Origin of the sequence: Aquimarina gracilis, from assembly GCF_035285365.1 — a bacterium.
Classification (GTDB): Bacteria; Bacteroidota; Bacteroidia; order Flavobacteriales; family Flavobacteriaceae; genus Aquimarina; species Aquimarina gracilis.
The window spans coordinates 161,867-176,367 of sequence record NZ_JAYKLX010000011.1; the positions used below are offsets into that span (position 1 = coordinate 161,867).

Consider the following 14,501-nt stretch of genomic DNA (forward strand, 5'->3'; position numbering starts at 1 on the left):
TAGATTTTAAAGCTCACTTTTCCTATTAATTTCAATGAAATTAATAAACAGTAAAAACGATTTAAGATGAAATATAGTAAATCTATAGACGAGTATATTGAAAATAACTCAGAATGGCTAGAGGAAATTACAACCTTAAGAAATATTATGTGTTCCACAGAAATGAAAGAGACTATTAAATGGGGCGCTCCAACATATACAATAGATGGTAAAAATGTTGTAGGATTAGGAGCATTCAAATCTTATGTTGGTATTTGGTTTCACCAGGGTGTTTTCTTAAAAGACCAAAAGAATAAATTGATTAATGCACAAGAAGGCAAAACAAAGGGCTTAAGGCAATGGAGATTCTCATCACTAAGTGAAATTGATGAAGACCTGGTCCTTAAATATGTACAAGAGGCTATCCAAAATCAAAAAGAAGGAAAGGAAATAAAACCAGAAAAATCAAAAACGCTAACAATTCCTATTGAATTAGATCGTGTTCTGACTTCAGATACAGATCTGAAAAAATCCTTTGATCAATTAACGCCCTTTAAGCAAAAAGAATTTATAGAATATATTGCAACAGCAAAACGAGAAGCAACTCGATTATCCAGGTTAGAAAAAATTACTCCTATGATATTAGAAGGAGTAGGACTTAATGATAAATACAGATAAAATTAGGGGGATTTTACCCTTTTGCGCTAAGTTTTTCTTACTTCGCTGTTAACAAAAATTTAATAAGAACACTTCTTTTTTATCAAATCCATAATATGGCTTAAATCAGCACTCTAGAATCACATGTATTCCCAACAAAATTAGTACGTTTAAACCATAAATTTACAATTATTGTTGTAGTTAACTTTTTAATTTACAGTCTCTTGAATGTGTATAATTAACAAGATGTTAACATTTTAATTTACACCTTTATTTAACTCTTTTAAAGCGTAAATCTCCTAATTTTGTACCATGTCGAAAGGAAAAAATTCGTTCGATTTTACATTTTAAACCTCCAAAATAGAATTGTAAAATGACAAAATTTGAACATCATCGTGTTAGAGAGATTAAAGAGAATTCTTCTTTTGAAAATAGGTTGTATCATTTATTTGTAGCCTCAATAAGTGATCAAGTACCTATTACTCAATTTCGAAAACTTTTTTCAAAGTATCAAAAAATGGATGTCCATATCATGACCAAAAATGGAAAAGATATCGGAATGGCTTATTTTATGTATTGCAAAAATCCAAATTGTAAAAAGGATATCTACATACGTATCGGTCTTGGGATAATAGAAGAGGAGAGAGCTTCTTCTTATTTTCCAAAGAGTTTAATAATGAGTTCTATGATTAAAGCCAAATTAAAGAACCCATTAAAGAACGTTTTCCTTGTTGGAATCACTATGAATCCAATAGTATATTCAGCAACTTGTAAGTATTGGAAGTATACGTATCCAAATCCATTACTTGTCGAGTCTACGCATATTAACAATGTCAAGAATAGAATAATTACGCTATTCAATATGAACGAAGTTGAAAACGACGTTATTGGTGTACCTTTTAAAATAACTGAGGTAGAAGAGGTAAAAAAGAAATTCGAAGAAAATAGAAGTGAAAATGTATTTATCAATTATTTTACTTCCAAAATTGCTGCAGAGGAATGTAACAAAGGTTTGCTGAGTATTATACCTATAAGTTTCCGTAATTTGGTAATTGTCGTTATTCGAAAGACTAAAATGGACGTTATGAGGTCGCTTTACATGTTTATGTATGAGAAGGTGATGCCTATGTTAGAAGAGTATAGACCGGCCACAAGAATTTAAAAGTAAAGTTTATTATTATATATAAAAAGACCATTCTGTAGAATCCAGAATGGTCTTTTTTTTGTTTAACTACATATTAATTAATATAGAAAATCAAGGGCAGTTTGATCATCTGCGTTAAATGGACGATCACCCCCGTCTGAGCAGGCTAACATCCAAGATCCCGCTGCCAATGTAGCACCTGCAGGTGTTCCAGGTATCAGATTGGCACCAACACCACCATCTCCTTCATTGCTCGGAGACCCACCACAGGAAATACTTCTGTCAAAGAAGTCTGTATGTCTGAAACCAATACAGTGCCCCATCTCATGAGCCACGATGGTTGCAATACCACCGGTATCAAAGCCTAGATTAGATAACCGTCCGTTTAAAGAAATTTGATTGAACGGATCACCAGAAGCCGTTGGGAAACCGGCAGAACCTAATACTCCAAAAAATTCTAAAAAGAAATTAAGCCTGTTGATAACAATATCGGCATTGCTTGAAGAGTTAACTCTCTGGAAAGTAAGTTCCAAATTTTCTGCATTGTAACGTTGAATTGCCAAATCAACGCCAGCAACAGTCGCAGAATTAAACCTGGAACTCACAAACACGGTAATATTTCTGTTACCATTGGTGGCTACCAGGTTATTTGTACTGTACTGTTTTGAGTTAACTAAAACCCCTTTGGTTTCTGCTAGGTTTAAGATCTGTTTGTACGTTAGTAAAATGTCACCTTCTACAATATAACTTTCTTCGAATTTAATAGGAGGCTGGTCTATAACATTAAACCCTGCATCTTTAAGGGCAATTAAAACTTCGTCTGACACTTCTTGTGTAACCATCGTTTCTTCTTCCTGCTCACAGGCAACAAAAAAAACACTCATCAATGCGGTGAGTGCAACAAATAATTTGAGTTTTTTCATAATGAACTATTTAAGTTGATTTTTGTGTATCCTAAATATAAATCAAAAAAAACAATTATTCAAATGTAATAAACTGATTTTTAGAATGTTGTAATGTAATTTTACAATCAAAATTTTATGGTAAAACCGTTATAATTAAAAGACCCCTCTTGGGTTTTGAACCAAGAAAGGTCTTTGTCAACATAAACAATTCAAACGCTATATACTAGAATTTGAATTCTTTAGTAAAACTTTGGCTATTTTTAACGCGTATCCTTGCCTTTTTGGTAAAAGAAGAAAAATCAAATACTTGTGTAATTGCAGATTTTGTCGTTATTATTTTTGGAACCAAATTACTACCATGTATATCTATAACTTCTATAGTCACTTTTTTTTGAAATGAATTTAAAAGATATACTGTCACTTCTTTACCTTTTTGTGAGAAGATGGGTTTAAACACCTCAATAGCATTACCTTCTGGTATTGCTTGATCTCTAGATTCGTCAAATCTATACGCAGTTTTAATACTCTTGTATTTGTTTTCGAGATGCACAATAAAGGTATTTCCGCTTAGTTCATTCAACAAAAACTCGTTTGTCAATAAATTGGGAGTTGTCTTTGTTTCCTGAAACAGAACCGAATGAGATTCGTCTTTGATGGTTAGCGTTGTACTAATCTTTTCTAAACCATAATATTCGAGTATAATATTTCTATTTTCAGAAGAAACAAGTACAACGTTTTTAAAATCTTCTCTTGCAAAGCATAGCGTACATATTAATGTGAATATTGCTAAAATTGAATACTTTCTCATGATGAATATTTTTAAATGTTTTTATAAATGTATACCAATAGAGAATGCCAATTTTGACAATGGGACGAGTGTATAAACTTAGAATATGGATAGCTTGAAATGTCAGTTTTTTGTGATTAATAACCTTAGTATTTATACGAATGCTAATTTGGTAACATATTGGTTATTTGTCCTTTATTTCTGGGCCTTGGTCACAAAAATTGAACTCTTTGACGTAATAGACCATAATTAATTGTAATATAGTAGTATGAATTGGTTAGGAACCCATAAAGGTTGGACGTTAGAGCGAATAAGTCGTCATGTTCTTTATTGGATGACATGGAGTACTTTGTATGTATTAATAAACTATTTTACTGTTTACAACAGAACACTTTGGCGATGCATAAGTCATGAATTAGTAGTGCTTCCAATAAAAATGGGGTGTGCATACGTGATTGCCTATGTCTTAATGCCAAAGTTTCTTTACAAAAAGCAGTATCTTAAATTTATAATTACCACAATACTAACCGCTGGTATTTTTGGTTGGATGTTACTCATGTTATACTATGAGATGATTTACCCTACGATTTTGGGAAAAACCGGATACTACACCGATCATGCAAGTTCTATTTATAAGTCCATAGAACTAATATATATTACCTCTTTCGTATTGGGCATAAAGTTTTTCCAGAATATTTTACAAGAACGAAAGCGCAATCAAGATTTGTTACAGCAAAAGATAGAAGCTGAATTGAAGTATTTAAAAAACCAGGTGCAACCCCATTTTCTGTTTAATACCTTGAACAATATTTACGGGATGGTATTATCAAATGATAAAAAGGCAGGGGAATCGATTGTTAAACTTTCAGAGATCCTTGGTTATCTTTTATATGAAAGTGATGTTGAGTTGATTTCATTAATTTCAGAGATTGATAATTTAGAAAATTTCATCGAACTTGAGCGTTTGCGATATGATAGAAAACTGGATTTTAAGTATCAAAAATTAGGATTGCCATGTGGGGCATATATTTCACCTTTAATCTTACTTCCATTTGTAGAGAACGCTTTTAAACATGGTCCGGCCAAAGAGGAAGGGAAATCTACCATTGATTTGAGAATCGAAGTAAGTAATAGTACCTTAAACTTTTCTATTAAAAACACATATAACGAATTTTCTATTGACAGTAGTGTAAAATCGGGAATCGGAATGAAAAATATTACGAAACGATTGGCATTAATTTATCCCGAGAGACATAAATTGATTGTTAAGAAAGGAGAAATGTTTGAAGTAGACTTGGAAATCAGATTATCATAAAGCCAATGAGCAGAGAAATAAATTGTATCATTATTGATGACGAAGAAATGGCCACAAAAGTCATTGCCAAGCATTTAGAAAATGTGCCTGGATTTAAAATTGTAGGTATTTTTCACAGTGCAGTTGAAGCCTTTTTGGTTATTGATGATTTACGTGTTGATGTCATGTTTTTGGATATACAAATGCCCAAAATGACCGGTCTTTCTATGCTCAAAATGTTAAAAAAACAACCTCTCACAGTTCTTACCACCGCTCATAGAGAGTATGCGCTTGAAGGGTTTCAATTGGAAGTGGTAGATTATTTATTGAAACCTATTGGACTAGACAGATTTCTTCAAACTATTAGCCGTATTAAACGCTTGGTGAATACCACTGATCAAATAACCAATACCGAAAAAGAGGAAAAAGAAAAAGTAATAGAAAACTCTGAAGCACTAGATCATGTTTTTATAAAGTCTGAAAGGTCCTTTCTGAAAATAGATTTTTCTTCAATTTTGCAAGTGGAAGCTATTAAGAATCATATAAAAATTGTCACTACAAAAGAGACCCATATAAGTCTTATGCCAATTTCTGAATTTGAAACCAAATTGCCTGCTCATGATTTTATTCGCGTCCATCGATCCTATATCATCAATATGGCGCATGTAAAACGTTTTGATAACAATAGTGTTACCAATGATAATGGAGTAGTTCCTATTGGTCGTTCTTATAAAGAGATTGCCAGAGAGTTGCTCACCAAAAGGTTAATTAAATAAACGTTAGATCAAATTACTTAACCATTCTTTAAACTGGTAGAAGTTTTGTGGTGCAACTCCATGACCTACCGGAAATTCATTTAATTTGGTACTAATACCTAGCTTTGCCAGGTGAGTAGGAGCATTTCGGGCCCATGCTACAGGAATAACCTGATCAACACTACCATGAGAACAATAGATATTTAGGTGTGAAAAATCATTACTTTGATAACCTTCCTTTAGAATAGCATCATTAATGTATCCGCTTAAAGCAATTACATTTTTAACTTTTGAAGGATAAGAAAGTGCTACCGAATAGCTTAAAATTGTTCCCTGGCTAAATCCTAAAAGCGTTACATTATCCGGATCCAGATCATAAGCTTGTATTGCTTCATCAATAAAATTGGCAATCTTATCTCGAGATTCTATTCCTTGTTTATCATCACTAAATTTTCCATCTGCAGCATCAAAATAGATTGCATACCAAGCATTTCCATAGGGCTGCATAGGGCGTGGGGCACGAACAGAGATAATAAAAAGCTCTTCTGGTAATTCTGAAGCAAATGAAAATAGATCATTTTCATCACTTCCGTATCCATGAAACATGAATAGTGCCGGAGTTTTCTCCTTTTTTATGGATGGTTCTTTAATGATATGGTAGAGGGACAATGTTTTTGTTTGCATAATTCTTTAATTCTTATTTTATAAAATTGAACCATTCTTGAAAATAGGGCCCCACAATAGGAACAGTTTTTTGTTCTTCTCTAGAAGCTAAAATTAATCCGTAGATAATAAGAACTATTGAAAAAAACCAAAATCCAATATGAACAAAAATAGAATTAAAGATTTCGGCTAGTGCTACTAGAAGATAGAACATAATCCATAGGCCTAATGCCTGCCTAATATGAAAGCTGGCAAACTGGTTTTTACGATCATGATTCATAAAAAAGGCGATTAATGTTCCAAAAATTGTTATGTAAGCTATTATTGCTGCTGTTTTTCCTTGTTTTGCATAATCCGATTCCATGATTTCTATCTTAAGATTAGAGTTGTATATGAAATAATTATAATTGGTTTATTTCAATACTATTTTTCCGTTTGCAGTAATTCCATAAACATGACCTTTTGTAGCTTTTCCAACAAAAGCACTATTTTTTGAGGTTGATATTATTCTATCCTCTGTAAAAGTTGAATCTCCTTGAGGGTTGAATAACGATAAACTTGCAGGGTTCCCTTTGTTTATTTGTATAGGTGCTATCCCGAAAATTTCTTTTCCGTGCGTCAATACAGAAACTGTTTTTTCGAGCCCTAAAATATTATTCAACATACCAAACACAGTTTCTAATCCTATAGTGCCGTATTTTGCAGCGTCAAATTCTACTTTTTTGTGTTCAATATCGATAGGCTGGTGGTCACTTGTTACCATATCAATAGTATCATCTTCTATTCCCTTTAATAAAGCATCGACATCTTTTTGTGTACGAAGGGGCGGTAATACTTTGAAATTAGCATCGAATGTGGTTAATTCTGAATCGGTTAAGGTAAGATGATGTACGCTCACACTACAAGTTACTTGTAAACCCTTTGCTTTTGCTTCTTTTATAAGAGCTACAGACTTTGCTGTAGATATTGTTGGAATATGTAATTTACCTCCTGTATACTCTAGTAAAAACAAATCGCGCGCTACTTGAAGTTCCTCTGCTAATGCGGGAATCCCCTTTAAACCCAAGAGCGTACTTTGTTCTTCTTCATTCATTACTCCTTTTCCGGCAATATTGTTTTCTTGCGGAAATGATAATACCAATCCATTAAAATTTTGTGCATACAATAAGGCAATTTTTAACAAATTAGGATTCTGAATTGATTTCTTATAATCTCCAAAGGCAACCGCACCTGCTTGTTGCATATCATATAGCTCTGCCAAATCTATACCCTCAGATTTTACCGTGAGGGCGCCAATGGGATGTACATTTGTAGCTTTGTTATGTGCTTTCCCAGTTATAAACCCTATAGATGCACTGGTATCTGTAACAGGAAGTGTATTTGGATTTAGTGCGATGTCTGTAAAACCACTTTTTGCGGCTACAGTGAGTCCATGATCGATAGTCTCTCTTTCTTCATAACCAGGTTCTCCAAAACTTACACTACTATCAAACCAACCTTGCGAAACATGTAAGTTATCCAGAATTATTTCTTTTACATTGTTTTTGGGTGTAATTTCTGTATTTATATCTGTAATTATGCCATTTTCAATAAGAACATCGACAGTTTGCTTATGAAAAGGAGAGGTAGGGTCAATTACAGTTGCCGCCTTTAATATAAGGTTCATTTGAGATATTTTAATAATAGTATTTCAATTAACAAGAACATCAGCGCAAAAATAACAAACCATTTCCAAAGTTCATTGATGCTAGTGTCTTCTTTTATCTGCTCAAAAAGTTCGGTAACAGAATCGTTAAGATTATAGCCCGCCATAACAGCATTATTATAATATTGCAGTTCACTTTCTTTGCTATCATAGTTATAACTCACGTATTGTATGATCTTGTCTTTATCTTTCAAGCTATAAATCCCTGCTTTGGTAGGAACTTCATCGGTTGTAATTCGAACTTTGGTAGAAAAACTTTGTTGTAACGGAATGCTGTTTTCTTGATCGGATGCCAAAGTTAATATACCGTCTTGTCCCAATGATATAGGCACTTCATAAGAATTAACCTGACCAATAGTATATGATATATCTGTTAATTCCAAACTTTGTTTACCTATATTGTATAAAGTAGGTACAATAAGCGGAGAGTTTTTAAAGTTAGAATTTTCATTATTAAACCCTGTAGTAAATACATACACCTTATTGGTTTTGTATAAAAAAGGATTGCCGTCTTCAAATGAAAGTATACTATTTGAAGCGTTGGACTGATAAAAGGTATTTACTTTTGGATACTGAAAATTGGTAATTCTTTTATCGAATACTCCCTTGTAAAGTGGATGCGAGAAATTTATTTTGGTAATCTTTTTTTCTTGAGATTTCAAAGCCAGAAGACCTTCTCCGGAAAATGTATTAATTAGTTGTTGATAAGACACCAAATCTCCTTTTTCTGAAGGAATAATACATATCGTTCCTCCTTGATCGGTAAACGGTTGTAAAGCATTAATTAATGATATAGGAACTTGTTTCACTTCGTTAAGGATTACCAAATTAGCATCACCTATATCATTATAATTTAATGATTCGATTGAACTACTGGTTAATTCAAATTCATCGGGGGTATAAATGCTTTTAATAAAGCTATCGCTAGCTTCATTTATAGCTACTACTTTTATCTTTTTTGGAGGGTTAATAGTAAAATATCTATTGTTATCAAAAGTAATGGCTGGATCTTCCAGGGTTACCCTCCCGTTTATGCCTGTATTTTCGTTTATACGAAATTCGGTAGTCGCAGAACCATTTTGAGGGATAGAAACGGCTGTTTTGGCAATTAGTTTATCATCGTCATATAGGGCAATAGAGGTATTGTCTCCATTGGCTTCAATATTACTTAAAAGCACTTTAAGTATTAGTTCATTATCTGTATTGCGTTGAATATAAAGACTATCTATCGCAAGATTCTGCTTGGTAACGGGTTGAAGCCGAACCAAATTAACCATAGATTTTGCTTCATCAGGCAAAGAAAAAGTTCCTTCTTTTTGTTGAAAGTCAGAAACCATGACCACCTGTTTTATACTTTCCGGATTTGTAGCCAGAAGTCGTTTTGCCTTTAGAAAAGCAGCCTGATAGGGTAATTGATTAGAGCTGTAGTCTAATTGAAGTAAATCATTTTGGATATCTTTCTTGGTAACATCAACAAACGTTTCTGTATTTGTGAATAAAGAAAAGACTTGTTCTTCTGACAGGTTACTTAATATTTCTTGTATTGCTCGTTTCAAAAGTGGACCTTTTGAACCTTTGGCCTGCATACTAAAAGAATTATCCAGATAAATAACAGTTTCGGTTTCTTTACCAACTATATCTTCTTTTGCAGAATAAGGTTGCGCAAAAGCAATTATAATACCAGCAAGCGCCAATAAACGAGCTAAAAGCGTAAGCCACTTCTTTAATTGTGAACTTTTGCGTGTTTGTATAGTTACAGCTTTTAAAAACTGGACATTGGTAAAATCAACTTTTTGGAAACGCCTTAATTGAAACAAATGAACTAAAACAGGAATGATCAATGCAAAAAGAGCGTAAAGAAATTCTGGGTGTTTAAACTGCATTCCTAATTTGAGTTTTTCAAATATACTATAAGATTTAAGAATTATGATTTACCTGGTATATATTTTTGGGTGTTTTTTTGATCTGTTTATAGTATCATTTTTAGAAAGCTCTCTTTTTAATCATTCCACCTCTGGTATCATTAATGCTATGCATTATAACAAATGCTTCAGGATCAATTTTTTCGATTTCATTATTTAGTTTGCTGATTTCCAGTCTAGTGATTACAGTATATACGATATCGATTTCGACCATACCCTCTGCAGTATGATTACTTTGTTTACCTTGATAAATCGTTACTCCTCGTCTCATTTTATCTATAATCATTGCCATAATTTCTTGATTAAATTTTGAGATGATTGTAACTCCTGTGTATTCTTCAATGCCTTCAATAACAAAATCCAAAGTCCTTGAAGCTGCCAGATATGTGAGCATAGAGTATAAGGCAGTTTCTATAGATAATAAATAGGCTGCTGCAGAAAAGATAATAACGTTAATTATGGTTATAGCATCTCCAACAGTTGTTCCAAGTTTCTTACTCATGAAAATTGCCAATACCTCAGTACCGTCAAGAACACCACCGCCACGTACCGAAAGACCTATGCCAGCTCCTAGAAAAAAACCGCCAAAGACAGATACCAATAATTTGTCTTGTGTAATTTCGGGGAAGTCAATTGTTAAAAGTGCAAGTGCCAATCCCGTTATAGCAAGGGTCGCCCTAATTGCAAATCTTCTTCCTATTACACGTAATCCTAAAAATATGAAAGGAATATTAATCAAAACGATTAAAATATAAAGTGGTATTGAAGTCACTTCAGAGATTAATAATGAAATTCCGGTTACACCACCATCGATAAACATATTGGGAAGCAAGAAACTCTCTAAACCAAAAGCAGCAGAAACAATACCTGCACTCATAAAAAAAGTGTCTTTCAGAAAGGAAACAACGGTAGATCCTAATGTTCGAGTAGGTCTTAGAAAACCCTTAGATTTGTTCGTATAAACCCATTCAGGTTTTTTGAACTTTTGAATAGAAAACGCCGTAATTACTCTTCGTTTCCAAATTGAATTCATAGCAAGTAATGGTCTGATTTGGTTACAATTAATTCATACAATAATGTATTAAAACATTAGTATAAAGCTACGTAACCTTTTTATTCTTCAAACGAACTTTAACAAAGGTTTGGGCATAAAAAAAGTGGGAGCAAAACTCCCACTTTTTAGTATTGTATTTCTTCTTTATTTAGAAGATATAATATCCAACAGAAACTTGGAATGTCGAGTTTTTTCCATCAACAGCATCAAGTACATCTGTTAAACCTAGATTATAACGTACTTGTCCAAAGAAACCACCAAATTCTACTCCAGCACCAACTGCTAAACCAAGATCAAAACTCTCTGCTTCAGCATCAGCCAAAAGATCTTCAAAATCATCTTTTACAACAAAACCAAACTGTGGTCCTGCCTCAACACTTGCAATACCAGCAAACTTAAGTTTTGCAAGAATAGGTATATTTATATAATCGATATCAACATCATCTATACCTTGAGCTGAATACAACACCTCAGGTTGAATAGCTAAAGTTTCCATAAGACTAAACTGAAGAACTGCTCCAATATGATATCCAGTTCTTGCATCGGCATCAAAATCACCAGTTAAATCGGCAAAGTTAAGCCCACCTTTTACACCAAATTTGATGTCTTGTGCTTGAGTAGTCATAGTAAAACCGATTACTGCAATTGCTAATAAAAATAGCTTTTTCATAATTGTAAATTTAAGGTTTGTTTAGATTCAAATATAGGGACTATTACCTTAATAAAAGGTTAAATTTAAAAAGATTTGGTTATTTCATCGATAAATTTTGGACTTTATCTTTTTGAAATATACTGTATATTCGCATAAAAACAGGAAATTATATTTCAAAATTGCAGTACGAATTTAATATACAGGTTTCTCCAGAAATAGCCGCCCATGAAGATCAACTTAAAATCCATGTAGGGGCCAAAAATGGTATTCCTGTTGCGGATATAAGACATGTAGAAATTTTAAAACGGTCTATTGATGCCAGACAAAGAGCAATTAAAATCAATTTAAGACTCAAAATATACGTTCAAGAGGACTTTGTTGAAAACACCATAGGCTTGCCGGATTACCCAAATGTTACCAACGCTCCTGAAATTGTAATTATTGGAGCAGGACCTGCAGGGTTATTTGCTGCCTTGAGGGCTATAGAAATGGGCTGCAAACCAATTATTCTGGAACGTGGAAAAGATGTAAGAAATCGACGTAGAGATCTTAAAGCTATAAACCGTGATCATATTGTTAACGAAGATTCTAATTATTGCTTTGGTGAAGGAGGAGCAGGGACTTATAGTGACGGTAAATTATATACCAGATCAAAGAAAAGGGGAGATGTACAGCGTATACTAAAGTTATTAGTAGGTTTTGGAGCCACAAATCAGATCTTGGTTGAAGCACACCCTCATATAGGGACCAATAAATTACCCGGAATAATAGCTAAAATAAGAGAGAAAATAATCGAATGTGGTGGTGAGGTACATTTTGATAGCCGAGTAGTCGATTTCAAAATCAAAAATTCGGAAATTAGAGATATAATCCTGTCCAATGGAAATGCAATAGCGACTAATAAAGTTATTTTGGCTACCGGACATTCTGCTCGAGATGTTTTTGAGCTTTTATACCAAAAGAAAATAGTGATAGAGGCAAAGCCTTTCGCTCTAGGGGTTCGCGTTGAGCACTCTCAAGAGCTTATAGATCAAATTCAATATAAATGCGAAGTTCGAGGACCATATTTACCTCCTTCACCCTATAGTATCGTAAAACAAGTGCAAGGAAGAGGTATGTATTCCTTTTGTATGTGTCCCGGCGGAGTCATTGCGCCATGTGCAACGAGCCCCGGAGAAGTGGTTACCAATGGGTGGTCCCCGTCAAAAAGGGATCAACCCACATCAAATAGTGGGATTGTGATAGAGTTAAGAAAAGAAGATTTTAAACCTTTTGCAAAGTATGGTCCATTGGCAGGAATGTATTTTCAAAAGAGTATCGAGCAACGAGCATGGAAAGTAGGAGGGGAAACACAAAAAGTACCTGCTCAACGTTTGGTTGATATGGTAGAAGGAAAGGCATCAACAAATCTGCCAGTCACATCATATAAACCGGGGCTCACTTCGGCAGATATGAGTATGGTATTTCCAAAGTTTATACATAGTACGCTGCAAAATGGTTTTAAAGCATTTGATAAAAGTATGCGTGGATATCTAACCAACGAAGCCGTTGTACATGCTCCTGAGTCTAGAACATCATCACCGGTAAGAATACCAAGAGATAAAATTACCCTAGAACATACACAGATTAAAGGTTTATATCCCTGTGGAGAGGGGGCTGGTTATGCAGGAGGAATAATTTCGGCAGCAATTGATGGAGAAAAGTGTGCACAGGCTTGTGCCGAAAGCATTAATGCAAAGGTATCCTAGCAACACTTTTTAATTGAAAAATCGAATGTGGTATATTTTTTTTCTTCTGAAGTTACTTTGATCGTACCCCCAAGTTTTTCTACTAATTTTTTCACAGTAGATAACCCTATTCCATTACCCTTATTTCCACTTCTATCAACTGTATCGGCTGTGGTGAAAAGCTCAAAAATAGTATCCAATTTATCATTTGGAATTCCCATTCCATTATCTGTTATTCTAAAATAATCAAACTTATCATCCCTAAAAGCATCAATAGTAACTACAATTTGTTCTTTATCATTATACTTGATACTATTTCCAATTAGATTAAAGAAAATCTGTTTCAATGCAGATTTGTTGCAATTTAAAGTGGGGTCATCTTCTGGGAAATGAATAGTGAAGTCTGGTTTGATACTTAGTAAATCCACAATTTCTTGTAAGAGTTCATTAAGTTTAAACTTTTCGGGTTTGTTATTTACAAGAGTTTCACTTTCATAATGAGCAAGTACGTCACTGATGTAACCGCTCATCGAAAAAGATGAAGCTTTAATATATTCAAAATACTCTAGGCTTTCTTCATCAAGTTTGTCATCGAGTAAAAGCTTCAACAAATCGGTAGTAGTAACGATATTTGCCAAAGGCATTTTTAAATCGTGAGAAATAACTCTTGCAAATTCCCGCAGGGCTTGATTTTTCTTTTTAAGCTTGGATTGCATCTTTTCTAGATCATTGTTCTTTTTATTAAGCTCAAAAAGAATAATGACTTGCCTGGCCAGTGCATTTAAAGATTCTATTTGCTTTTCAGACAGCTCTCGGGGTTTATCGTCCATCACACAAAGAGTACCCAATGCAAAACCTTCTTTATCCACCAATGGAAAACCGGCATAAAAAACAACCTGTGTATTTTCTAAGCAAATGATGTCTTTATTGAATCGTTGATCTTCTCTTGTGTCTGCTATTATGAGCGGGGTTTCGGGGTTTAAGATTGCATGAGAGCAAAGAGAATTGTTTCTCGGGGTTTGGCATATCTTATCACTTATACCATGTGTTGACTTAAACCATTGTCGATCCTTATCAACCAATGAGATCAAAGCAACCTTTGTATCACAAATATAGTTGGCCAAAGCAGTAATATCATCAAACTCCTTTTCTGTTTTAGTATCAAGGATGTCCAATGATTTTAAAGCTTCTAGCCTGAAGTCTTCGTTTATGGGTATAGCAGTTGATATCATTTGCCTCAAGGAATTGATTTGTGTA

The 14,501-nt window shown here is 33.8% G+C and carries 14 protein-coding genes; 5 read left to right on the forward strand and 9 right to left on the reverse strand.

Translation table 11 applies throughout. From position 1 onward, the window contains the following. Positions 1–66: 66 nt before the first annotated feature. Both U6A24_RS21470 and U6A24_RS21475 read left to right on the forward strand, forming a co-directional pair. Positions 67–657: a YdeI/OmpD-associated family protein gene (locus U6A24_RS21470; protein ID WP_324182080.1), complete on the forward strand. Its 591-nt coding sequence runs from the start codon at positions 67–69 to the stop codon at positions 655–657. Positions 658–1,009: 352 nt separating this feature from the next. Next, positions 1,010–1,798, forward strand: a complete 789-nt coding sequence (locus U6A24_RS21475) for a hypothetical protein (protein ID WP_324182081.1) — start codon at positions 1,010–1,012, stop codon at positions 1,796–1,798. Positions 1,799–1,878: 80 nt separating this feature from the next. Here the strand turns inward: U6A24_RS21475 and U6A24_RS21480 are convergent, their stop codons facing one another. Both U6A24_RS21480 and U6A24_RS21485 read right to left on the reverse strand, forming a co-directional pair. Next, entirely contained in the window at positions 1,879–2,703 is an 825-nt protein-coding gene (locus U6A24_RS21480) for a M57 family metalloprotease (RefSeq protein ID WP_324182082.1), read from the reverse strand. Between the two features lie 205 nt (positions 2,704–2,908). After that, positions 2,909–3,493: a hypothetical protein gene (locus U6A24_RS21485; RefSeq protein ID WP_324182083.1), complete on the reverse strand. Its 585-nt coding sequence runs from the start codon at positions 3,491–3,493 to the stop codon at positions 2,909–2,911. A gap of 247 nt (positions 3,494–3,740) precedes the next feature. On the opposite strand from U6A24_RS21485, the gene U6A24_RS21490 reads away from it, so the two are divergent. Then, a complete protein-coding gene (locus U6A24_RS21490) occupies positions 3,741–4,787 on the forward strand; it encodes a sensor histidine kinase (protein ID WP_324182084.1) in 1,047 nt (348 codons plus the stop codon). A 5-nt stretch (positions 4,788–4,792) separates the two neighbouring features. Beyond that, complete coding sequence (locus U6A24_RS21495; protein ID WP_324182085.1) at positions 4,793–5,542, forward strand: LytR/AlgR family response regulator transcription factor; 750 nt, start codon at positions 4,793–4,795, stop codon at positions 5,540–5,542. 3 nt (positions 5,543–5,545) lie between these two features. On the opposite strand, the gene U6A24_RS21500 is transcribed toward U6A24_RS21495, so the two are convergent. From U6A24_RS21500 to U6A24_RS21525, 6 genes are all read right to left on the reverse strand, one after another. After that, the gene (locus tag U6A24_RS21500; protein ID WP_324182086.1) at positions 5,546–6,205 is read right to left on the reverse strand and encodes an alpha/beta hydrolase; all 660 of its coding nucleotides are present in this window, start codon (positions 6,203–6,205) and stop codon (positions 5,546–5,548) included. A gap of 13 nt (positions 6,206–6,218) precedes the next feature. Further along, complete coding sequence (locus tag U6A24_RS21505; RefSeq protein ID WP_324182087.1) at positions 6,219–6,548, reverse strand: hypothetical protein; 330 nt, start codon at positions 6,546–6,548, stop codon at positions 6,219–6,221. A 48-nt stretch (positions 6,549–6,596) separates the two neighbouring features. Next, the gene (locus tag U6A24_RS21510) at positions 6,597–7,850 is read right to left on the reverse strand and encodes a dihydroorotase (protein ID WP_324182088.1); all 1,254 of its coding nucleotides are present in this window, start codon (positions 7,848–7,850) and stop codon (positions 6,597–6,599) included. Continuing rightward, on the reverse strand, positions 7,847–9,772 hold the full coding sequence (locus U6A24_RS21515; protein WP_324182089.1) for a vWA domain-containing protein: 1,926 nt from the start codon (positions 9,770–9,772) through the stop codon (positions 7,847–7,849). Before U6A24_RS21515 ends, U6A24_RS21510 begins: the two co-directional genes overlap by 4 nt. 100 nt (positions 9,773–9,872) lie before the next feature. Then, positions 9,873–10,844, reverse strand: coding sequence for a YitT family protein (locus tag U6A24_RS21520; protein WP_324182090.1), 972 nt, complete (start codon positions 10,842–10,844; stop codon positions 9,873–9,875). Positions 10,845–11,013: 169 nt separating this feature from the next. Beyond that, positions 11,014–11,535: a porin family protein gene (locus tag U6A24_RS21525; RefSeq protein ID WP_324182091.1), complete on the reverse strand. Its 522-nt coding sequence runs from the start codon at positions 11,533–11,535 to the stop codon at positions 11,014–11,016. Positions 11,536–11,696: 161 nt separating this feature from the next. Between U6A24_RS21525 and U6A24_RS21530 the strand changes: the two genes are divergently transcribed. Continuing rightward, positions 11,697–13,265, forward strand: a complete 1,569-nt coding sequence (locus U6A24_RS21530; protein ID WP_324182092.1) for an NAD(P)/FAD-dependent oxidoreductase — start codon at positions 11,697–11,699, stop codon at positions 13,263–13,265. On the opposite strand, the gene U6A24_RS21535 is transcribed toward U6A24_RS21530, so the two are convergent. Further along, positions 13,262–14,476, reverse strand: a complete 1,215-nt coding sequence (locus U6A24_RS21535; RefSeq protein ID WP_324182093.1) for a GAF domain-containing sensor histidine kinase — start codon at positions 14,474–14,476, stop codon at positions 13,262–13,264. The genes U6A24_RS21530 and U6A24_RS21535 overlap by 4 nt on opposite strands. Positions 14,477–14,501 lie beyond the last annotated feature (25 nt).